General features: G+C 26.0%; 18 protein-coding genes. 16 read left to right on the top strand and 2 right to left on the bottom strand.

Annotated features, from left to right (window positions below; translation table 11 throughout):
• The first annotated feature begins 498 nt into the window (after positions 1-498).
• The 4 genes from QP548_RS07205 to QP548_RS07190 all read left to right on the top strand — a co-directional run bounded on the left by QP548_RS07205 (position 499) and on the right by QP548_RS07190 (position 4,004).
• Positions 499-1,107 (top strand): DUF3267 domain-containing protein, encoded by a 609-nt coding sequence (locus QP548_RS07205; protein ID WP_061427359.1) that lies wholly within the window; start codon positions 499-501, stop codon positions 1,105-1,107.
• A gap of 179 nt (positions 1,108-1,286) precedes the next feature.
• Positions 1,287-1,880, top strand: a complete 594-nt coding sequence (locus QP548_RS07200; protein ID WP_061427361.1) for a hypothetical protein — start codon at positions 1,287-1,289, stop codon at positions 1,878-1,880.
• Positions 1,881-2,606: 726 nt separating this feature from the next.
• Complete coding sequence (locus QP548_RS07195; RefSeq protein ID WP_061427363.1) at positions 2,607-3,590, top strand: DUF4003 family protein; 984 nt, start codon at positions 2,607-2,609, stop codon at positions 3,588-3,590.
• 234 nt (positions 3,591-3,824) lie between these two features.
• Entirely contained in the window at positions 3,825-4,004 is a 180-nt protein-coding gene (locus QP548_RS07190; protein ID WP_061427365.1) for a DUF4177 domain-containing protein, read from the top strand.
• Positions 4,005-4,092: 88 nt separating this feature from the next.
• Here the strand turns inward: QP548_RS07190 and QP548_RS07185 are convergent, their stop codons facing one another.
• Positions 4,093-4,911, bottom strand: coding sequence for a nitroreductase family protein (locus QP548_RS07185; protein ID WP_061427367.1), 819 nt, complete (start codon positions 4,909-4,911; stop codon positions 4,093-4,095).
• Between the two features lie 297 nt (positions 4,912-5,208).
• On the opposite strand from QP548_RS07185, the gene QP548_RS07180 reads away from it, so the two are divergent.
• The 10 genes from QP548_RS07180 (at position 5,209) to QP548_RS07135 (ending at position 16,998) form a co-directional block, all read left to right on the top strand.
• On the top strand, positions 5,209-5,535 hold the full coding sequence (locus tag QP548_RS07180; RefSeq protein ID WP_061427369.1) for a winged helix-turn-helix transcriptional regulator: 327 nt from the start codon (positions 5,209-5,211) through the stop codon (positions 5,533-5,535).
• Positions 5,536-5,789: 254 nt separating this feature from the next.
• Complete coding sequence (locus QP548_RS07175) at positions 5,790-7,712, top strand: FUSC family protein (RefSeq protein ID WP_061427370.1); 1,923 nt, start codon at positions 5,790-5,792, stop codon at positions 7,710-7,712.
• 153 nt (positions 7,713-7,865) lie between these two features.
• Entirely contained in the window at positions 7,866-8,267 is a 402-nt protein-coding gene (locus QP548_RS07170) for a hypothetical protein (protein ID WP_061427372.1), read from the top strand.
• Positions 8,268-8,546: 279 nt separating this feature from the next.
• Positions 8,547-9,230 carry a response regulator transcription factor gene (locus tag QP548_RS07165; RefSeq protein ID WP_061427374.1) on the top strand — a complete coding sequence of 228 codons (684 nt, stop codon included), beginning with the start codon at positions 8,547-8,549 and terminating at the stop codon, positions 9,228-9,230.
• A 3-nt stretch (positions 9,231-9,233) separates the two neighbouring features.
• Positions 9,234-10,490, top strand: coding sequence for a sensor histidine kinase (locus QP548_RS07160; protein ID WP_061427376.1), 1,257 nt, complete (start codon positions 9,234-9,236; stop codon positions 10,488-10,490).
• 247 nt (positions 10,491-10,737) lie between these two features.
• Entirely contained in the window at positions 10,738-11,424 is a 687-nt protein-coding gene (locus QP548_RS07155; protein ID WP_061427378.1) for a polyphosphate polymerase domain-containing protein, read from the top strand.
• Positions 11,425-11,520: 96 nt separating this feature from the next.
• Positions 11,521-12,210, top strand: a complete 690-nt coding sequence (locus QP548_RS07150; protein WP_061427380.1) for a DUF4956 domain-containing protein — start codon at positions 11,521-11,523, stop codon at positions 12,208-12,210.
• Positions 12,211-12,305: 95 nt separating this feature from the next.
• The gene (locus QP548_RS07145; protein WP_075837512.1) at positions 12,306-14,333 is read left to right on the top strand and encodes a CotH kinase family protein; all 2,028 of its coding nucleotides are present in this window, start codon (positions 12,306-12,308) and stop codon (positions 14,331-14,333) included.
• Between the two features lie 195 nt (positions 14,334-14,528).
• Positions 14,529-15,398 (top strand): cation diffusion facilitator family transporter, encoded by an 870-nt coding sequence (locus tag QP548_RS07140; protein WP_061427384.1) that lies wholly within the window; start codon positions 14,529-14,531, stop codon positions 15,396-15,398.
• Between the two features lie 226 nt (positions 15,399-15,624).
• Complete coding sequence (locus tag QP548_RS07135) at positions 15,625-16,998, top strand: FAD-dependent oxidoreductase (protein WP_061427386.1); 1,374 nt, start codon at positions 15,625-15,627, stop codon at positions 16,996-16,998.
• Positions 16,999-17,084: 86 nt separating this feature from the next.
• Here the strand turns inward: QP548_RS07135 and QP548_RS07130 are convergent, their stop codons facing one another.
• On the bottom strand, positions 17,085-18,332 hold the full coding sequence (locus QP548_RS07130; protein ID WP_061427388.1) for a hypothetical protein: 1,248 nt from the start codon (positions 18,330-18,332) through the stop codon (positions 17,085-17,087).
• A gap of 168 nt (positions 18,333-18,500) precedes the next feature.
• Here QP548_RS07130 and QP548_RS07125 point away from each other — a divergent pair, with 168 nt between their 5' ends.
• Together QP548_RS07125 and QP548_RS07120 are read left to right on the top strand one after the other, a co-directional pair.
• Entirely contained in the window at positions 18,501-19,448 is a 948-nt protein-coding gene (locus tag QP548_RS07125) for a hypothetical protein (RefSeq protein ID WP_061427390.1), read from the top strand.
• A gap of 236 nt (positions 19,449-19,684) precedes the next feature.
• Complete coding sequence (locus tag QP548_RS07120) at positions 19,685-22,888, top strand: DEAD/DEAH box helicase (RefSeq protein WP_061427393.1); 3,204 nt, start codon at positions 19,685-19,687, stop codon at positions 22,886-22,888.
• Positions 22,889-23,133: the final 245 nt, after the last annotated feature.

The following is a 23,133-nucleotide window of genomic DNA, read 5'->3' as shown; positions in this document are numbered from 1 at the left end:
AATAAATCAATTAAAAATTAGGGTTCTCTTAAAATAGAAGGAGATTTTAAAATGAGAACCCTTAATAAGTATGAGTTTTAAATTGTATATTTATATATATGATTTTTTCTAATTAGATATTAATATATGGCTTAACTTTAATAAATTTTAATTGGTGTGATTTACCAGGATGAAAAATGAAGGTTTTATGGTATAATAAGGTAATGGGGAAAGTTATTTCATAAACCTTGTATTTTTATATGAGGTTTATATTTATGTGCCTAGAATTTAATTAAAAAGTTATTAACCATTAGTATAGCTATTTGTTATTTGGTATTATATTTAAACTTTATCTATAATTTAAAATAAATGGGGAGGTGAATGTCACTAATATTATAAAGTAAGTATTTAGAATACTTTATATTTAATGTATTTTAAGACATGCTAGGATAAGTTGTAGTGAATTTTAATTAAATTACAATATTATTTAAAGATTTTATTAGATTAGTGGCTAAATTTTTGAAGTTAATTTGGAAAGGGAAGTTTAACGGTGTAGAAGATCTTCCAATAGGTGAATTGCCTGAAAACGCTGTAAGGTTTGAAGAGCCAGAATCAGCTGAGGAATTAGCTAAGGAAACTAGAAGATTTTTAATACCCGTTGTAATATTTTTGCTTATAGTTATTTTTCTTAGAATAAAAATAAATGGATTTTTTGGAGTAAGAGATGTACTAAATATTTTTGGAATTATCTTAATACCCTTTAGTATATTACCACATGAGTATTTACATGCTATATTTTTCCCAAAAGATGCAGAGGTTGAAATGTGGTATTCAATTAAGCAAAGGTTGGCTCTAGTTACATCTACTACATCCATAACAAAGAAAAGATTCATATTTTTAAGTCTTTTCCCGAACATAGTATTTGGGTTTTTACCCCTAATAATATGGATTTTTATACCTAGTGATATGAGTTTTATATCAGGAATTTTATTTACTTTTGGTTTTATAAGTTTAACCATGGGATCTGGTGATTTTATGAATATTTATAATACCATAAAACAAGTTCCTAAAGGTGCTATGACACAAATTTCTGGATTTAATTCTTATTGGTTTTTTGAAGAAAAATAAATTAAACATATATAATAAGTTTAGGCATATATAATTAAGAAAAATTTTAAGAGAAAAAGCAAGTAAAATTACTTGCTTTTTTATTATTTTTTAGAGAAAAAATAATAAAAAAAATGATATAATAAGTTAAAGTTTTATTTTACTCAATGGACAAAAATTAGAATTAGGAGGAATTCAAGATGAATTTTTTTAATAAAAATGAAGAAGAAAAGAGTGCTGTAGAAGAAAAAAGTGCTGTAGAAGTTGCTGTAAATGAAGAGGGTAACGTAGAAAATGTTACTTTTGATAAAAGCGAAGCTGTGGCATATGGTGTTGATTTAGAAGCAGAATTAGAAGATGATAAAAAAGATGAAGAAAATAATGAAGTAGATGAACAAGGAGAACTTTTAAATCCAATACCTACACCAATTAAGCAAGGTGAAAATATGTTAGACTACGTTGTTACTCTTTCAGATGAACAAAAAATTAAGTTAAATGAGCTTATACAAGCTAATGATTTTTCAGGAGTAAGTAGATTGCTTTCAGAGCATAAAAGAATAATTTCAACTCCTAAAGAGTTATTTAACATAGTTTTAAACTTTAATGATAGCAAAATAATTCCTTTTAAATCTGCTATGGTACTAGGATTAGATGAAATAGATGCATTTAATGTTTTAGCAAGACAATATCCTATATTAAAAGAACTTGAAAGAAATAAAATATCCATAAAGAGAATTAATAGGGTTCAACAATCACAAATTATTCTTGTAGATGGAGAAATGAAACTATCTTAAGTTAATATTGTAAGATTAAATAATCTTTTATTAAGATATTAGGTTATTTTTTAATAGACAAGCTTTAAAAGTTTAAAAAAGAGATTTTATGATTTAACTCTAATCATAAAATCTCTTTTAACTTATATTAAATAATATAAGATTTTAATATTTAGTTTTTAAATATGTTTTTTATTTTGGCATGAAAGGATAATCTTAAAGATTATACCTAGTATAAAAAAGCTAAAAAATATACTTAAAATACTTAATGTGTATATGTTAGTTGATAACAATAAGTCAAAAAATAGACCCATGAACAATCCAAATATAACATAGGCTAAAATAAAAATTTTGTTTTGTTTATAAGTAGAATTTCTCATAAAACAACACCCCTTTAATCCCCTTTTTATACTTTCATTATACAACAAAATATAGAATAATAGGTTATGTATGGAAGTGGAGTGTTAAATATATAAGTATTTAGATATTCAATACTTTTATTTATAAGAAAGTCATTTTAATGTGTTTTATTTTGATAATTATGTAAATTTTATGGCGTTTTTTTAAGGGGTATAATAGGCTATTAAATAATGCCTTTTAAAAATAAGAGTATAATTTTATTAATAAAGTTATGTAAGTTAATTTCTGTAATATTATACATGAATTTATACTAAATATTAGTTGTATTACAGTAGTTAATTTGCACTTATTTATAATTATTTTTTTGAAAAAGAAAGGATGATTATTATGATTAGCGAAAGGATAGATTTATTAATTAATAATGGTGAGATTTTAGATGAGATTGAAGGGACTTCTGAGAGAAATATTGATAGAAAATATAGTGCCTTAAACCTAACATTAAGAAATGAAATTGCTAACATAGATAGAATAGAAAAAGCAATAAAACTTATAAAAGAGAATACTTCAGCCTTTTCAGAATATAGGAGAAGAAATTTGCTGAACTTAGCTGTGAATATATCCTTAGAAGAGGATATGGACAAAGCTTTAAGTGAAATAGAAAATATTTATATTAATCTTAAAAGTGAATTTTCACAAAGTAGATATTTAATGTTAGCAGCAGAAGAAATATTCTTCTCAAGAAATTTTATTAATGTTGAAGAAGTAATAATGAATACAAAGAGTGCTTACAAGTATATGAAGAAAAATCATAGATTTGAGACTAAAAGAGAAGATCTTTGTTCAGCAGCAATGATTGCTATGACTTCAGAAAATCTTGAAGAAACCTTTGATGAAATCAATGAATGTTATGATATTTTAACAGATTGTGGTTTTTTAAAAAATAATGATTTAGAATTATTAAGCAATGTGTTATCAATAATAAATATGCCTGTTGATAGAAAATGTGCACAAGTAAGAGACTTAGCAACAAATTTAAAAGAAAATAAGATTGAGTTTAAGAAATCTTATCTTCCAATACTAGGAATAGCAGCCTTTGTAACTGATGATTACAATAAGTTAAGTAAAAATCTTTTAGATGTTTCAGAGACTTTAAAAGAAAATGAAGGATTTAGATCAGTTACTGTGGATGAAAAAGCTAGAAATATTATGGCTTTAATTTTAGTAGTTAAGGAATATTTAGATAATTTAAAGGATGATTCTAAGTTTAAGATTATAAAGAAATCTTCAGATAAATCCTTAGAGGCTGTATTTGCAATTGCTTCATCTGGTAGTGTTACCATTGAAGAAGTTGATATAACTGTTACACAATAATTAGGTTAAAATTTATTATATAATTAATTTATAAAGTAAAAAGTATTTTTAACAAAAATGGAATAGAAGTTTGTATTTGAGATGAAGGGCGTTATCAAAGTATGAAGTTATTTTGATACACGCTCTTTTTCTTTTAAAATAAAATTTAGAACAAAAACTATAAAATGTTTAACAATAAATGGTATAATTAACTGATGGAATAATTGGGATTTTGATTTAATGAGGAGGGGAAAAATGTATAGATATGAATATGTAGAAGCACAAGCAGAAGGTTTCTTTAATAGTGCTAATCATAGAGAAATTATTGATCAATATGCTGAGAGAGGATTTAAATTTATCACTGCAATACCTACTAGTTTTAGTACCTATGGAAGTGTAAAAACTTTTGACTTAGTTTTTGAATTAGAAATATAGTAATTATATTATTAAAATTATGGATAGCACAAGTAAGATAAAGGAATCTACATTAAACACTTTAATATAGATTCCTTTATTTGTATAATTACATCCAAGTTATTTTAGCTTCTTTTCTTGGTACAGTTCTTTTATATTTAACTTTAGGATAACCAATAACCATACAGTTTACTAAGGATTCATTCTCTTTTAAGCCTAAGAATTCATTTATTTTAGGGTTTACTTCAGATGCTCTTTGTAAAAATCCACTAAAATATGTTCCAAGGCCTAAGGCATTAGTCATAAGCTCCATATTAGATGCTGCAAGAGAAGCATTTACAGTAGATTCTGATTTAACAATTATAAGTGCAGGAGCTTTAAAGAAAAGTTTATCTTCACCATTTGGATCTTCTAAGAAATCATTATACATTTTAATCCACATATAACAATATCTTTTTATATTTTCAGGAGTAGTTTCTTTATTTAATAAGGTTTCTCCTAGAGATTTTAAGGTTTCTAGGACTATTTTTCTAAGTTCTTGAATCTTATCTTTTACAACAACATAAGAAACATTTTGCATATTACTACCTGTTTGAGTAAATCTTCCTGCTTCTATTATTTTTTCAAGTTTTTCATCTTCAACATCTTTATTTTGGAAAAGTCTTGTACTTCTTCTGAACTTAATAAAGTTTAAAAGTCTATCTGAATCTATATCAAAACTTTCTTTGTTATATTCTTGAATTTTACTCATATCGTAATCTGAATCTGAAACAGCTTCCTTAGGACAAATAGCAATACAGTGTCCACATTCCATGCAACTTTCATTTTTTATATGGGCCTTACCATCTACCATTTCTATATCACTAACTATACAATCTTGCATACAAAGAGTACAGCCTATACATTTACTAGTATCCACATTCATCATAATAAATCAACCTACCTATCTAATAATTTATATATCTAAATAAAATTATAGTAATCATGAATTTTTAATACAAGTACGCAATATTTATTTAGTTACTTACAAAAAGTTAAGTATTGAAGTTAAGTTTATTTAGTTTAATATTATATAATTTATAATAGATTTAAAGTAAATAAGACTTTAGAAAAGTAGAAGTTATTTGTATAAATGCTTTATTTAAGAAGAAGCAAAATAGACTATTAAGAAATATTATTATGTGATATCATTAAGCAGTAAAATAAATTTTAGGACCGGTGTTATATGAAAAAACATAATAAAAGGAAGATTAATGAAAAGCATATAGAACACGCTTTAAAGGTTTTAAGTGGTAAATGGAGATTAAAAGTCTTATGGGAAGTTTCTAGTTATGAAAGCATAAGATTTAATCAGCTACAGAAGAATGTGGATGGAATATCTAGTCTTATGCTAACAAGAGTTTTAAAGGATCTTATAGATAATAAACTTGTTATAAGAACTCAATTTAATGAGGTGCCTCCCCATGTTGAATACTCTTTAACAGATTTAGGGAGAAGTCTATGTCCTATAATAAGGCTTTTAGAGGATTTCGGCAAAAAGACATTAGAATAAAAAATATAAAAAATCAAAATTTACTTAAAATATAGTTTTAAATTAAAGTTTAAAAGAGGAGTTTTAACATCCAAATTAGATAGGAATATTAAAACCTCTTATTTTTTTATTTAATTTTCAATCTTTAAAATTTACTTATGAAATATAATTTGAATAAGAAATAAAATGTGAACAAATTGTAACTAAATGTGGTACAATTTTTATAGAAGTATATTTAAAATAAGCAAATAAGAGTTTGAAAGAAGGAGAAAGCCTTGGAAGTAAATAGTATAAGAAAAACTTTAAAAAAGGCATTACCACCAACTATTTTATCTATGGTTTTACTTTTAGTAAATTTAAAGTTTTTTGGATTAAGTAATATAATTATTGCAACTTATATGACTTTAACATTTATAAGAATGAGGACATATCTAATAATTGAAAATAATATTTTTAAGCCCTTATTTATACAATTAGCCATAGGGGTATTAGCCTCTGTTGCAAGTATGGGAGGACTTTTAGAAGTATTAATAAACTTTTTTGGAATAATAATATTGGTTTATTTACTTACAGATGAGTATAATCCAGATAGTTATTTTCCTTACTTAATGGCCTTTGTTCTTCTTCAAATGTTTCCAGTAAAATTTGATCAAATTTCTAATAGGCTTTTAGGAATTTTTGTATCATACATAATAGTTTATTTAGCTTTAATGATTGTATCACCTAAAGGAGAAGATAATAAAATTCAAGAACTAATAAAAAGTGGATTTGAAAATATTCATTCTCAATTTAAAAATCTTTATTATGATGATATAGATAAAGTTAAAAGTGAACAGATAGAGCTTTTTGATATTTGTAGGGAGCTTAATAGATTTGTGTATTCAGGTGGAAGAAGAAAGTACTACCAAATTATGATTGCTTTTCAACATATAAATAATATTATACATGATTTAAAAAGTTCAAAGGAAATAATTGAGGAAAATAAAAAGGAATTTAAAAGGTTTTATAAGTTATTTAAATATCTTGAAAATAATTTTAATGATTATAAATTATGTGATGAAAAGTTAGAGGGATTTAAAAAAGAATTTAAATTCCACAATAAAAATCTCACTTTTTATACAAGTTTAGTTTTAAGATATTTATCAGAATCTATAGAACATTTGAATTATCATAGATTTAACTTAAGGAAGTTTTTAAACTTTAAAAATAACAAGGATTATTTTCAAGTTTATAGTAAATATAACTTTAAACTTAATGAATTTAAACTTAGATTTGCCATAAGAATGTCAGTTATAGTAACTTTAGCTTTTTTCGTAATTAGAAGATTTTCCTTACCAAAGGGATATTGGTTACCAATGACAGTCTTTATTTTAGCTCTTCCTTTTTATGAAGATAGTAAAGCAAGGGTTTACGCTAGATTTAGAGGAACTATTTTAGGAGTTATAGTAGCATTCCTACTATTTTCTGTTTTTAAAGGACAAGAGATGCATTTTGTTATAATTTTAGTTACAACATTTTTTATGTATGCTTTTAAAGATTATGCAACAATGAGTATATACGTAACTTGCTATGCTTTGGCCATAACTACCATATCTATGAGTGATGGGGAAGCAGTTATATTAAGACTATTATATACAGGAATCGCTGCTATAGTAGTATTATTTGCTAATAAATTTATTCTTCCTAATAAAAATCATGTTGAACTTATAAATATGGTGAAAAAGTTAATTGAGTTAGATAAGGTTATGATCACTAAAGTAAGAGAAGCACTAGAAAAAGATTTTGATGAAATGGAATTAAGAAGAATTATTTATTCTTCATATTTAATTAGTGGAAGAATACAAATGCATACAAATCCTAGTGATGAAAAAGAAGATAAAGAAATTAAAAAGTTTATGCTTTCAAATAGTGAATTTACAACTTCAATTATAAACTATGCCGTTGTTTTGAGTAATTCAAATAAAGGATCCTTAGATTATGAGTATATAAATGAGGGTATAAGTTTGATTGAAGAAAAATTAAGGAGTTTTAAGGAAGAATTTTTTTATAATCCTAATTACATAGGAAGCTTTTGTAAAAATATTCAATTAATAGACCATGAGGATAATTATAAGAATTATTGTTTAATTAAGTGTGTAGACAGGGTTTATAACCTTGAAAAGAATTTAAATGCATTAAAGAGAACAATAATAAATTAAGATAATAATTTTAATATTCAACTTAAAAAATCCTTTATTTTAAAAATAAAATTAACTTTTTACTTAACTTAACATATTTAATCATTTATATGCATATATAAATAATAGTTGCTTAAATTTTATCTTTAGGTAAGACTTAAAGGAGGATTAGAGATGGAGTTAAAGTTAAGATGCAATTATAAGGAAAGTAATGATGAATTAAAGCAAGTTGAAGAAAAAAATCAAAGTGCAGATGCTTTTTGTTTTAATTGTGAAAAAGGTTTTAGTGTAAATGATGGAGGATACTTCATAGTAGATGAACCATATTGCTCTTTAGAATGTGTTATAGAGGCAATAATAAAAGAAATAAATAGTGAGCTAATGATTAAAAAGATGGATAGAGATAATATTAATCTAAAATATTTATATAATAGTTCAGCTAAGAAAAATTTACTTCACTTAAAAAATCATTATAATTTAAACTCTACTCAAAAGGAAAGAATAATAGAATTTACTAAAGAAAAGGGAGCAATATATTTAGTAGAATTTTTAGAAAAAGTTTTATATGATGATTAAAATTTAAATAATATATTGGTTTTAAGTAATGTTTTAAATTAGAGATAAGATAATATATGTATATAAAATATATGGATTAGAAAAGTGCGTAACTATTAGTTATGCATTTTTTTATTAATTTTAAATTTTAAGGTGAAAATTAAACTAACAGGATATTTAATTAATTTAAAATCGTTAAGCTTGTGTAAAGGAAGTGGTGGTAAAATAATTGGAATGCTAAAATATTTAATGTATTTACATAAAAATTAAATTTTAAAAATGTAAAATAAGGAGAATATTATGATAAAAGTACTACTTGTTGAAGATAATATAGAGATTAGTGAAAATATAGTTGAGTATTTTAAAAATGATGTGGAGATAGAATGCGTTTATGATGGATTAGATGCCATAGAATATTTAAATACATATTATTTTGATATAGTAATATTAGATTTGATGCTGCCAGGCGTTGGAGGTATGGAGGTATTAAACTTTATTTCAAAGAAGAGGCTAAATACAGGAGTTATAGTTCTAACTGCAAAAGAAGAGCTTGGAGATAAGCTTAGAGCCTTTAATTTAGGAGCTAATGATTATTTAACTAAACCTTTTTTTATGGAAGAATTAAAAGCAAGGGTAAATGTTATACTTAAAAGCTTAGGAAAGATAAAAGATTCAAACATACTTCAGTTTAAGAGTATGGAAATAAATATGAAGACAAAGAAAGTTTTTATAAATCATAAAGAGTTAGAATTAAATGAGAAATTATTTAATCTATTAGAATATTTAGTAATAAATAAGGGAGTTGTACTTTTTAAAGAGCAACTTTTTGATAATATATGTGGATATAATAGTGATGCATCTACAGAAATTATAGAAGTTTATATGAGTAGACTTAGAAAACAATTAAGTCCCTTTGGATATGATAAATATATAGTTACTAAAAGAGGAATGGGATATTTAATAGATGAGAGCATAGAGGATTAGAAAATGAAGAGAAAAGATATATTCTTTAAAACAAAGAGAAATGTAACTTTAATTAGTGCAGGAATAGTTTTTTTCTGTCTTTTAATATTTGCAATTATAACCACAACATTATATATATCTAGGGTATTTGTAAATGTTGATAATAGCTTGCTTCAAGAGAAAGAAAAGATTCAAAAAGTATTTGTTCCTAATCCGCAGGATAGACAATTTTTTGAAGTTGGTAAAAATGTTTTACCTCCTACTCCTCCTAATATTATAGCTATTTTATATAGAGGAGATAGGGTTTTATCAATGAATCCTAATCCCTATTTTGATGAAGATAATTTACCAGATTTAGGAGAAGAATCTAAGAGTAAGGTAGAACAAATAACCTTTAAAGGCTATAAGTTTAGGGGAGTTACCATATCAAGTAGAGATATAAGAGTACAATTACTTATGAATATTGATTCTGAAGTTCAATCAATAAACCAATTAATAAAAACCATAATAATGGCTTTAGTAATATTAATAGGAATTGCATTAGTTTTATCATACATTCTTTCTTCAAAGGTAATAAAGCCTATAAAGAAAGCTTATGATAAACAAGTATTCTTTGTTCAAGATGCATCCCATGAGATGAAAACACCTTTAGCTGTTATAAAAGGCAAATTAGAGCTTTTAGCAAATTCTTGGGACGATAAAATAGAAGATCATTTTGAACATATTTCTAAAATGATGAGTGAAGTTAGAGATCTTGAAAAGCTAAATAGTGATTTATTATTATTATCAAAGGAAGATATAGATAATAGCGTAAATATAGTATCCTTTGAGCTAGAGGAATTCATAGAAGATTTAAGTGAGTTTTATGTTGATTTAGCAGAAGTACAGGAAAAGAATTTTATTGTAAATAGACCTCTTACTCCTGTAATAGTAAAGTGGGATTATAGTAAGGTAAAAAGAATGCTTATAATACTTCTTGAAAATGCATTTAAATATACAGAAGAGGGTGGTAAGATAAGCCTATCTTTTGAGGAAGTAAATAAAAATATAAAGATAATAGTTTGTGATAATGGTATAGGAATTAAAGAAGAGGATATAGGACGTATTTTTGATAGATTCTTTAGAAGTGCAGATGTTAGAGGAAAGAATATTAAGGGTAGTGGAATTGGATTAAGTTTATTAAAATCTATTGGCAAGACCTTAGGAACAGATATAAAGTTATATTCAAAATATGGTATAGGAACAAGATTTGAAATTACAATACCTAAAATATTAAATTAATACTTAACAAAATAATTAGGAAAATTAAATTTAAAAATATTAGTTTTATTAAAACTAAAAAATAAAAACTTATAAATATTATGAAGATGATAGCTAAGTTAGTTTTTGATCAATTATTTAGATTAGCTCTTTTCTGATTATATTTATAAGTTTTTTTGCTTTTAGAAAAATATTTTTATAAGCGTTAAGGAAGTATTAAGGTTAACTATTTAAAATAGATTTTGATGAGAGATTGGAGGTGAACTTAGTGAAGGAGAAAAAGTTTAGGCATGAGATTAAGCATTATATAAATTACTCAGATTATAGAGCAATTAAAAATAGATTAATGCATATTATGAAAATTGATACAAATGCTAGTGAAAATAATGAATATAAAATACGAAGTCTTTACTTTGACAATTTAAATGACAAGGTTCTTATGGAAAAGATAAATGGAGTAAATTATAGAGAAAAATTTCGTATAAGATTTTATAATGATAATCACTCTTTTATTAAACTAGAAAAGAAATCTAAGATAAATGGATTATGCTCAAAGGATAGTGAGTTAATAAGTAAAGAGGAATGTGAAAAAATTCTTAAGGGAGATATAGAATTTTTAAGATATAGTAATAAACCTTTATTTATTGAATTTTATTCAAAAATTAAGGGGGATTTATTAAAGCCTAAGAGCATAGTTGATTATGTAAGAGAAGCTTATATATACAGATTAGGAAATGTGCGTATAACCTTTGATAAAAAAATAAGAACAGGAATATACAGCACTAATATATTTGATAGTGAAGTACCTACAATAGAAGCCATAGATAATAATATAGTTGTGTTAGAAGTAAAGTATGATGAATTTTTACCAGAATTAATACAAGATATTATTCAAACTAATGAGCGTAGAGCATCAGCTATTTCTAAGTATGCAGCTTCAAGAATATATGGATAAGCTTTTTATAAGGTTTGTTTAAATTAAGATAAATCAGAAAAACATGTAAAAAATACATTAGTTTAAAATATAGGATTAAATTAGGAGGATAAATAAATGAGCAATCAAGCAGTTAATTTTAGTGACATATTTAAATCAAGTTTTGTTGATAAAATGACATCTATTTCATTTTTAGACATGTTTATAGCAATGATCCTTTCTTTTGCAGTAGGATTATTTATAATGCAGGTTTACAAAAAAACATTTAAGGGAGTTATGTATTCATCAACTTTTGCAATGTCTTTACTGGCACTTACTTTAATAACTACATTAATTATAATTGGAGTTACTTCTAACGTAGTTCTTTCACTTGGTATGGTTGGTGCACTTTCTATAGTTCGTTTTAGAAGTGCTATAAAAGAACCTATGGATATTGCATTCTTATTTTGGTCAATAAGTGAAGGTATAGTTTTAGGTGCTGGCCTTATTCCTTTAGCTATTTTAGGTGCCGTTTTTATAGGAATAGTAATGGTTCTATTTGCTAATAAGAAAACAACAGATAATCCATATATATTAGTGGTTAATTGTAAAAATGATATTAGTGAAAATAGTGTACTTAACATACTATCTAAAAATGTAAACAAATATTGTGTTAAATCAAAAACTATTTCTCCTTCAAATGGAATTGAAATGACAATAGAAGTTAAGTTAAAGAATATAACTACATCCTTTATTAATGAAGTATCAAAAATAGAGGGAGTTTCAAATGCTGTTTTAGTTAGCTATAACGGAGATTACATGGCTTAAGCTTTAGTTTATATATATAAATACAAGTAGGAGAGGGTAAATTTATTCTCTCCTATTTTAAATAAATTGAATTTTTGTAAGGAGGGTGAGTTTAAGTGATAAATGAAAAGGCAAGTAAATATATTTCTCTAATAAGTATTTCCTTAGCTGTCATATTTGTTTTTGTATCCGTATTTGCTTTAAAGTCATTTAATTCTACAGAAGCACTTATTACTAGTGGACAATCTTCTACTATTGATACGGTTTTAAATAAAAATATTGTAACTGATATAGATATAAAGATAAAAGAAAGTGATTGGGAATGGTTAATTGAAAATGCTACAGATGAGGAATATAGAAGTGCAGATATAACTATAAATGGAGAAACTTTTTATAATGTTGGGGTTAGACCTAAGGGAAATTCAAGTTTATCCTCTGTTGCAAATGATGATACAACAGATAGATATAGTTTAAAAATAGATTTTGGACAATATGTTGACGGACAGACCTATCATGGAATAAGAAAACTAGCTTTAAATAATAATATATCTGATGCCACTTATATGAAGGAAGCAATATCTTATGACATATATAATTTTCTTGGGATTCCTACTCCAGAGTATTCTTATTCAAACATAAAGATTAATGGAGAACAGTGGGGATTATATTTAGCATTAGAAGTAATTGAGGAGAGATTTGTTGAAAAAAATTATGGTGAATTAGAAGGTAATTTATATAAACCTGAAACTATGGGAGTAGGGGCTAAAAAAGATGAAGGAAATAAAGATGCCATGCCTGATATGAAAAATAATCAAGGAAAAGAAGGAGGAATGATGAATCCACCTAATATGCCTAATAATAAAGAGGGTAATAAACCTATGAATATTTCTAATGAAAATCAAAATATGGCTGGCAATATGAATAAAGAAAATGCAGGAATGGGACAAATGTCTCCTATGATGGGAGGAAAAAATAATGAAGGTGCTGATTTTAAATATATAGATGATAATATTAGCAGTTATTCTACTTTAAGAGATAGTGCAGTATTTAAGAGTACAACGGATGAAGATTTTGAAAATGTAATTGAAATGATGAAAAGTTTAGAAAATGGTAAGGATATAGAGAAATATTTAAATGTTGATGAAGTTCTTAAGTACTTTGCAGTAAACACTTTCTTAGTTAACTTAGATAGTTATTCAGGTGGAATGTATCATAATTATTATCTTTACGAAAATAATGGAGTTTGTGAGATACTTCCATGGGACTTAAATTTATCCTTTGGAGGATTTGCCACAAATAGTGGAAGCAGGGCTGTAAATTTCCCTATTGATTCTCTTGTTACAGGTAATTTAGAAAATTTCCCTCTTATAGGAAAACTTTTAGAAAATGATGAATATAAAGATAAGTATCATGAGTATTTAGATAAGATAGTAAATGAATATTTTAAAAGTGGTATTTTCAATACTACAGTTACCAATAATGATAAGTTAATAGGAGATTACGTAAAGATTGATCCTACAGCATTCTATACTTATGATGAATACAAAAATGCCATTAAGGAGTTATTAGTTTTTGGAGAGGATAGAACAAAGAGTGTAGAAGCTCAGTTAAATGGAGAAGAAACATCAACGGAATATGGAAACATTGAAACTTCATTAAATTTAAAAGCCTTAGGTGAACAAAATATGGGTGGAAAAATGCCTAATGATAAGATGAATGAAGAAAATTTAGCGAATAATAATGAAGAAAATAATAATGGACAAGCTATTCCAGAAGGTGGAAGACCTTTTAATGGAGTAAATATGGGAGAAGATCCTAATAATATTAATAATCCTAATGGTAATTTCAATAATGAAATGCCTAATATGGGAAATATGCCTACGCAAGAAAATATACAAGAGGCTATGAAGATATTTAATAACAGGGATTATTCAAGCCTAAGCGAAGAGGAAAAGGAACAATTAAATGATTTAGGAGTAAGTGAAGAAAATATAAATATGTTTAATAATATTCCTAAACAAGGAGAAAGAGGAGAAGCCAGAGAAACATTTAATAAAACATATTATGTAATATTTGGAGGGGTTATCCTAACACTATTAATTTCCCTAGTTTTTGTAACAAAGTATAAAAGAAAAAGATACTAAGTATATTAAAAAGCTACACATTTATGTGTAGCTTTTTCTTTTAGGAACATATAAAAATAAAATTACATATTATATAACTAGAGTATTTTTATAATAATTAATTATCAATTGATAATATAGATTATATATGTGCCTTGATTTTATATATTTTATTTAAGTTTTAATATATTAATTGATAATATTAGGAGGATAAATATGGAGTCAAGATATTGTGAAGCTAATAAAGTAACAATTATATCTATATTATGGAATATAGTTTTAGCTATAATCAAAATATTAGCAGGTATAATAGGAAAGTCTAATGCTATGATAGCAGATGGTGCACATTCAGCATCAGACATTATAAGTTCTGTAGGAGTATTAATTGGAAATAAAATAGCAAGCATACCAAAGGATAAGGGACATAATTATGGACATGAAAAAGCTGAAACTTTAGTATCTTTTTTATTAGCTATCCTACTAGTAATTTTATCTATAAAGATTGGGTATAATGGAGCATATTCACTTTTTCATTTAAATGAAGTGCAAATTCCAACAACTTTTCCTTTAGTTGTATCAGTTATATCTATTCTTATAAAGGAATATCAGTATAGAATTACTATTAAGGTAGCTAAGAAGACAAATTCACCAGCATTAAAGGCTGATGCATGGCATCATAGGTCAGATGCTTTATCCTCAGTTGCAGCTTTTATAGGAATAGGTGGAGCTATTTTAGGATTTAAATCACTAGATTCCATAGCATCAATAGTTGTTGCCATTTTTATAGCAAAGGTAGGAATTGAAATTTTAATAGGTTCAGCAAATGAACTTATGGATATTTCTATTGATGAAGAGAAGGAAAAGGAAATAAAAGCTATAGTAGATGAAATTGAAGGAATTAAGTCTTTAAGAGAAATTAGAACAAGAAAATATGGGGCTATGGCTTATGTAGATTTAGTAATATGTGTTGATAAAGACATTTCAGTTTTTGAGGGACATAGGATTGCTAGTGATTTAGAGAATCTAATATTAAAAAACATGAAATTTGTTAAAGGAGTTACAGTTCACGTTGAACCTGTTATATAATTTAAAGAATTTTATTTATGAAGTAATTTTAATAAGGGTAGATAAGCTATCCTTATTTTTTTATATATTTATTTAATATGTGGTAACTAAAAAGTGCCTAATTGTTTAAACTAATACAAGTTGCTAAAATTAAATTAACTTAAGGGATGATACTATATTTTAGGTTTAAAAGTGATTTTAGGATGAATTTATATAAAATTAATATTAAAAGTTTGGAGGAAGAGAAATGAATAAGTATGAATACATTGTAATAGGATTTGGAAAAGGTGGGAAAACACTTGCTAATTATTTGGGAAAGTTAGGAAAAAAGGTTGCTGTAATAGAGAAATCAGATAAAATGTATGGTGGAACATGTATAAATGTGGGATGCATTCCTACAAAAACCTTAGTACATAAAGCAAAAATGTCCTTATACAAAGGTTTAAATACATTTGAAGAAAAGGCAAGAGAGTATAGAAAAGCTATAGAAGAAAAAAATGTTTTAATAGAAGCTTTAAGAAATAAAAATTATAATATGCTAAATAATAATGAAAATGTAGATGTATTTAACGGAACAGCTTCATTTATTTCAAATACAGAAATACTTATTAATGGTGAAAAAGAAGATATAATTCTAGAGGGAGAAAAAATATTCATAAATACAGGAGCTACTACTATAATTCCTAATATACAAGGAATAAAAAGTAGCAGTAAAATATATAACAGTACTACCATAATGGAATTAAAGGAATTACCAAAACATTTAGTTATAGTAGGTGGAGGATATATTGGATTAGAATTTGCATCAATTTATGCAAGTTTTGGCTCAAAAGTAACAGTAATAGAGGCTTTTGATAGAATTGCTGGTAGAGAAGATGAGGATATTTCTAAAAGTATAAAAGAAATTCTAGAGAAAAAAGGAATCAAATTCTTATTAGGATCAAAAGTTAAATCTTTTGAAGAAATACATGGAGAAGTTGAAGTTTCTTATGAAAATAGCTTAGGTGAGTTAAACAAAATTAAAGGAGATGCAGTTTTAATAGCTATAGGTAGAAAACCAAATACTGAAGAATTAAATTTAGAGGCTGCAGGTGTTAAAGTAACAGATAAGGGAGCTGTAGCAGTTGATAATAGACTAAAAACAAATGTCCCTAATATCTGGGCTATTGGAGATGTTAATGGTGGTCCTCAATTTACATATATATCTTTAGATGATTTTAGAATTATAAAAGATAATTTATTTGGAGAAGGAAAGAGAAGTACTGATGATAGAGAATTTATTCCATATTCAGTATTTATTGAACCAAACTTATCTAGGGTTGGATTAAGTGAAAAAGAAGCTTTAGAAAAAGGCTTTGAAATAAAAACTGCTAAATTAGATGTTAATACTATACCAAGAGCAAAGGTTATTGGAGAAACTGAAGGAATAATGAAAGCTATAGTAGATGTAAAGACAAACAAGATATTAGGCAGCACACTTTTATGTGCAGAATCAGCTGAAATAATAAACATAGTTAGCTTAGCTATGAAAGCTGATGAAGACTATACTTTCTTAAGAGATAATATATTTACTCATCCAACTATGAGTGAAGCTTTAAATGATTTATTTTCATTAATTTAGTAAAAAATAATAATTAAAATTTTAAGTTTGGTATTTAAAAAAGTGGATTCTTAAGGAATCCACTTTTAATTTTTTATAATTTCATACTAACTTAAAGATGTTCTTCCAATAGAAGTATTATCAGATTTTCTATCTCTTAAAGCAACAATTGGATTTTCTTTTGTTTCAAATCTATAATCTTCATTATTTTTTGAAATAAAGTCAACTATGACCTTATGACTTGGAACATCTTCAACATTTTTATTAACTTTATTTTGGAATTCATGGAATGATGAATCAGGACCTAATTTACTTACATCAACGTAATCATCTTTTATAGTTGTATTATTAACAGTATTATCTAATATATCTCTAACGTAAGATATATTTTCTCCAAGTGTTAGAAGTTCTGGGAATTCACCATTTGGAATAACTTCTTGCCATTCTTTATTTTCATATTTTTTAAGAAGATCACAAGCTTTATGTAATTGAGCAACTTCCTGAGCGAAGCATTGTTCCCATAGTCCTTTAATATATGGATCAACTTCAGAGTTATAGCAAGAATAATATAAATATGCCTCAGTGTATTTATGCATAAGTAGATTTTCAAGCCATGTACAGTTAGGGTCTAGAAGACTTCCATAGTGAGAAACGTGTTGTTCTTCTACTAAACCTATTTCTTGGTAAAGATTTCTTCCAATATCACTAGTGTAGAAACCTGCTATATTCATGTAGTAATTCATAGTTTGTTGTTCTGCCGCAGTTATTATTGATATATCTAGTTTAGTAATAAGGTCTGCTGTTTTAAAGTCAACAAAGTTTCTTATGTTATCATTAGGGCATCTATGATGAGCGATAGTTGGTCTACCTGGCATAATTTCTGTATAATGTCCAACTAGATTTTCTGCTTTTGTTCCTTCTTCCATAAATAATAAATCTGAATATCTATATAAATGGTCAAAATCCTCAAGTAATGCAAAATCTAAAGCTTTTTTTACATGTTCATTAGGTTCACGTTTTGCAAGTCTAGCAGTTAAATCTACAGCTAATTGTTCATAACTTATAGTAGTCTCTAAAATACTTTCATTAGCAGGTCTTAGTGAACTAATTAGCATTTGTTGTTGTTTATCTAATCTTCTAGCAAGGGCAAGTTCTCTTCTAAGTTCATTGTTATTACAATTTCTAGAGAATTGATGAGAAAACCAGTTTGCTTCAAATTCAGCTCCATTCATTAAAATTATTCTAGTTTTTGTATAAGGATCAACTTCGTTTTTATTATAAGGTTTTGCGTAAATATTTCTCCAGTCTGTGAAATAGTCTTGAATTTTTGAGCTTTTTTCTAAAAATGGATTCATAATAAATAAATCACTACCTTTCCAAATTTTAATATATTTTTAGTATTACAAATTTTGTTTTTAGTATTCATTAATTAGAAAAATAATCATTTATTTGTAATCATATGGTACAATTAACTTAATAAAAGACTATTTGGAAAAAATATATATTACCAAGGGGGGACTTATTTGAGAATAATAGATATTATATTAAGCATAACTATATTGATTAGTAGTGTAGTTAATACAATTATTGGCAAAGATAATAAACTAATGAACTATTCAGAAGATAAATTAAATGAATTAGAAATAAATAATTCTATTGGTTTAGAAAAATTTATTTTAGAAAGAAATTTTGAAAGTTTATTAGATAAATCTAATAAAGAATTTAGCCATAATATTGAGCAAGACTTAATAGATAATAGTTCAAATATGGAAGAAGATAATGCATATTTAGAAACTAATAGATTTAATAGAGAAAATCATTTAAAGGATTCTGTTATTAGAGATGGATATGGTGCTTATATTGAAGATGGTTACATAAAATTTGGAGAAAAAAATAAGAGCTTAAGAATTTTTACTAAAGGTAATTATGAAAATGGTGGAGTTAAATTAGAGTTAGCTGTCAATGATTATGATGATACTAGAGGGCTTGAAAATACTTATGGTTATTTAGTTGGAGAAGAGCCAATTAGTCAAGGTGGTTTAGATAGTGGTTATTACTTTGAAACGGCAATAATAAAAGGGGTAATGGTTGAATATCCTAATATGGTTGTTTTAGATAAAAACTATCAATTAGATGATAAATCAGCACTTTCTTTTAAAAGTAAGGATGGACTAATCGAGTTTTCTTTAGTTAACCTTAAAAATTATAATGATGATGACAGTAAGTATCTTTATAAAGAAGAAACTAGTTATGGAGAGGTATTAGAATCTAAGTGTGGTGATGATTGGTTTTACTCATATACTAAAAAAAATGGTGAGATTCTGTATAGTTTAAAAGTTTTAGATGGAGATAGAGTAAAAGGATTTTCTTATAAGTTTCCAGCTCAATATAAAAATGAATTTAAACCTATTATAGAACGAAGTAGAAAAACCTTTGAAATGTTTAATGGTTTTCCAAAGAGGATAAATTAAAAATATATTTTAATAACAGTATAATTAAATATAAGTTTAATGTATTAAAAAGTTTAAGAAGATAGGGGTAATTTCATGTGTTTATCTCTATCTTTAAATTTTTTATAATAAGGTTTAGGTAAAATAGTAATTAACTTTTTAGTTGAATTATTTTATAATATAGATTTAAAAGTAGAGTAGATAGTAGGTATAAGTAGTTTAGAATGATTTTATTGAAAATAAGGAGGGATATGCCTTTGAACTTAGATATTTTTATGAAGAACTTAGTAAGGCGAACTTCCAGTTTTACTAGAGAACAAGGTAAAAAGTTAATTAAGGAAGCATATGTTAAAGACGTTAAGGGTAAGTGCATAGATGGAATTTATCATATTTATGGAAGTGTATTAAATGATGATAAAAACTGGGATTATAATACACACATAAAAATAAATATGCAAAATAGTGATATTATTGGTACTAATTGTAGTTGTGAAACCTTTAAAGAGAATAGTAAACATATAAAAAATTATGTTTGTAAACACATTTCAGCAACTAATGATGTTTTTTATTCCTTAGCAAAGAAGAAGATGCAAAAGAATAAATTAAAAAGTAATAATAAGCCTAAATTAGTTAAAGAGAAAAATGAGGAACATAAAGGAAAAGAAAAGCGATTTTTATCTTTAGATATAAATATTAAGCACATGGTAAAAGAGGGAATTACTTTATTTAACTGTGAGTTTAGAATTGGTTTAGGAAATTTAAATTTAATACTGGATTTAAAAGACTTCTTATATAAAAATAGCTTAAAAAAGCCTTTAAAATTTAATGATGGATTTACTTATAATCCATTAAAAGATGAGTTTTTAGAAGAAGATAAAAGAGTTCTTCAATTTGTAGCAAGCCATAAGGACATGATAAGTGGAAGATATTTAAGGCTTAAACAAAATAATTTAAAGGATTTTTTAAAATTAATAGATGAAAAGAAAAAAATAAATTTTAATTTTAACTCCATTAATTATGAGGTTAAGGTGAAAAAGGAAAATGTTCCAGTAGCCCTGACTTTAAAAGAAGGCAAAGAGGGATTTGTATTAAGTCACCATAAGAAATTTCCTGTTATTTTAAATAACTCAGGAGATGTTATGTTTTTTGATAGAAACTTATATCTTCCAAGGAAGAGACAGTTAGAATATTACATTCCAATTCATAAGTTGTTTATAAAAAATAATACAATCACATATAAGAAGAGCTTAGAGAATTTAAGCAGTCTATTAGAAGAACTTAAAAACATAAGCAAGAATATAGTTTTAGATGAAAATATTAGAGTTTTCAAAGAAAAACTTATGAAAACAACCTTTAATTTATATAAAACTAAGGGGAGAATTTATTGTAATGTAAAAATTGATTATTGTGGATACATTATTGATTTAATAAGAGATGAAAAAGATAATAGCTTTTTAAGAGATTTAAAAAATGAGAAGTATATAGAATTTCAACTTGAAAGATTTAAGTTCATAAAGAGAGAAGAAGATTTTTGCTTTATAGGAAGTGAAGAGGAAATGTATGAGCTTTTCTCTAAGGGAATTAAAAGGCTTAGAGAACTTGGAGAAGTTTTATTATCAGAAGAACTTAAGGAGTTTAAGGTTTTAGATTCATCCCTTATTTCATCAGAACTTAAAGAGCTTAGTAATTTCTATAAGCTTAAGTTTGACTTTGGAGATTTTGAATTAAGAGAACTTAGGGAAAGCATAGAGGCTATGAAAAGGGGAGACCGCTTTTATAGAACTAAGAAGGTTTATTTAGATTTAGAGGATCCTGGTATAGTAAACTTTTTAAATCTCTTAGAAGATTTAGGACTAGAAAATATAAAAGATAATGAAGTCTATATAGATAAGAGTAAGGTTTTATATATTCAAGAAAAATTAAAGGATAGAACTCTCTCTTTTATAAAAGGGGGAAATGTTCTTCAAGAAATAGTAGGAAAGCTTCTAAATAAAGAATTTAAGAGAAAGCTTGTTCCAAAAGCTTTAAATGCAGAACTTAGACCTTATCAAAAAGAGGGGTTTAAATGGATTAATGAAATTACTGATTTAGGTTTTGGTGGAGTTTTAGCAGATGATATGGGACTTGGTAAAACCCTTCAAATAATAGCTTTTTTATTATCTCAGAAAAAAAGCAAAAGCATAGTAGTTGTCCCAACCTCTGTTATATATAACTGGATGGATGAGTTTGAAAAGTTTGCTCCAAGCATAAGGATTGGATTAGTACACGGTAGTAAATCTAAGAGGGATAAGGTTTTAAGGGATTTTAAAAGAGGACTTGGTATTAAGATAGGAGAGGAGAATTTAAAAGAAAAATCCTATGAAAAATATGATGTTTTATTAACTACCTATGGAACCTTAAAGAATGATGAAAAAGCCTATGAAAACTTAAGTTTTGATTATTGTATAATAGATGAGGCTCAGAATATAAAGAATCCAGCAGCGCAAGCAACTTTATCTGTTAAAAATATTAAATCAAGATGCAATATTGCCTTAACAGGAACTCCTATAGAGAATAATTTAATGGAGCTTTGGTCAATATTTGATTTTGTTATGCCTGGATATTTATTTACTAAAGATAGATTTAGAGAAAGATTTATTTTAGATGAAAGCAATTTAAGTGAATTAAAATCCTTAATAACTCCTTTTATTTTAAGAAGACTTAAGGAAGATGTTTTAAGTGAGCTTCCAGAAAAACTTGAGAAAAAATACTTAGTAGAAATGAAAGGAAAACAAAAACAGTTATATAGTTTCTATGTAAAGGCAATAAAGAATCAATTAAATGAAAATAAAAGTTCTGAAAAGAGTGGAAGAGATAAAATTAATCTATTTTCCTATTTGACAAAATTAAGAGAAATTTGTTTAGACCCTTCACTAGTTGTACCAGATTATACTGGAGGAAGTAGTAAGCTTACTGTGGTAAAAGAAATTGTAAAAGATGCTAGTGAATCAGGAAAGAAGATTTTACTATTTTCTCAATTTACTTCAGTACTTAAAAAAATAGAAGAGGACTTTAAAAAAGAGGATATTTCTTATTTATACTTAGATGGAGGAACTTCTGCTAAGGATAGAGTAGAGAGAGTTAAAAAATTTAATGAAGATAGTAATATTAAAGTGTTTTTAATATCCCTAAAGGCTGGGGGAGTTGGACTAAACTTAACCTCTGCCAGTGTGGTTATACATTTTGATCCTTGGTGGAATCCAGCCGTAGAAGACCAAGCTACAGATAGGGCACACAGGTTTGGACAAGAAAATAAAGTTGAAGTTATAAAGTTAGTTGCAAAGGATACTATTGAGGAAAAAATAGTATTAATGCAGGAGGATAAAAGAGAACTTATTCAAAGTTTAATGGATGGAAAAACTATGGATGGTAAGGGATTAAAACGCCTTACGGAAGAAGAAATTAGTAAATTATTTGAGTAAGTATTTAATAAAAGAAAAAAAGCTAAGATGTTTAAGCACCTTAGCTTTTTTTCTAATCTTACTATTATCTGTAGTTGGTGGCAAACCAAGTTAGAGAGTTTAAAGAAATAAGACTAAAATTAATCTTATTTATACATAAAAATCATCCAAGTTATTTTTAAAGCAAAGAAGGTTGTTTACTCTAAAAATACAATATAAAAAACAGGCTAACAGAAAATCCGAAAAGTTTATAGTATAACCATACG

The sequence above is a fragment of the Clostridium sp. UMB9555A genome (genome assembly GCF_030222355.1).
Classification (GTDB): Bacteria; Bacillota; Clostridia; order Clostridiales; family Clostridiaceae; genus Sarcina; species Sarcina perfringens.
The sequence above is the reverse complement of the archived record's forward strand: the minus strand, read 5'-3'. Positions and strand labels throughout refer to the sequence as shown.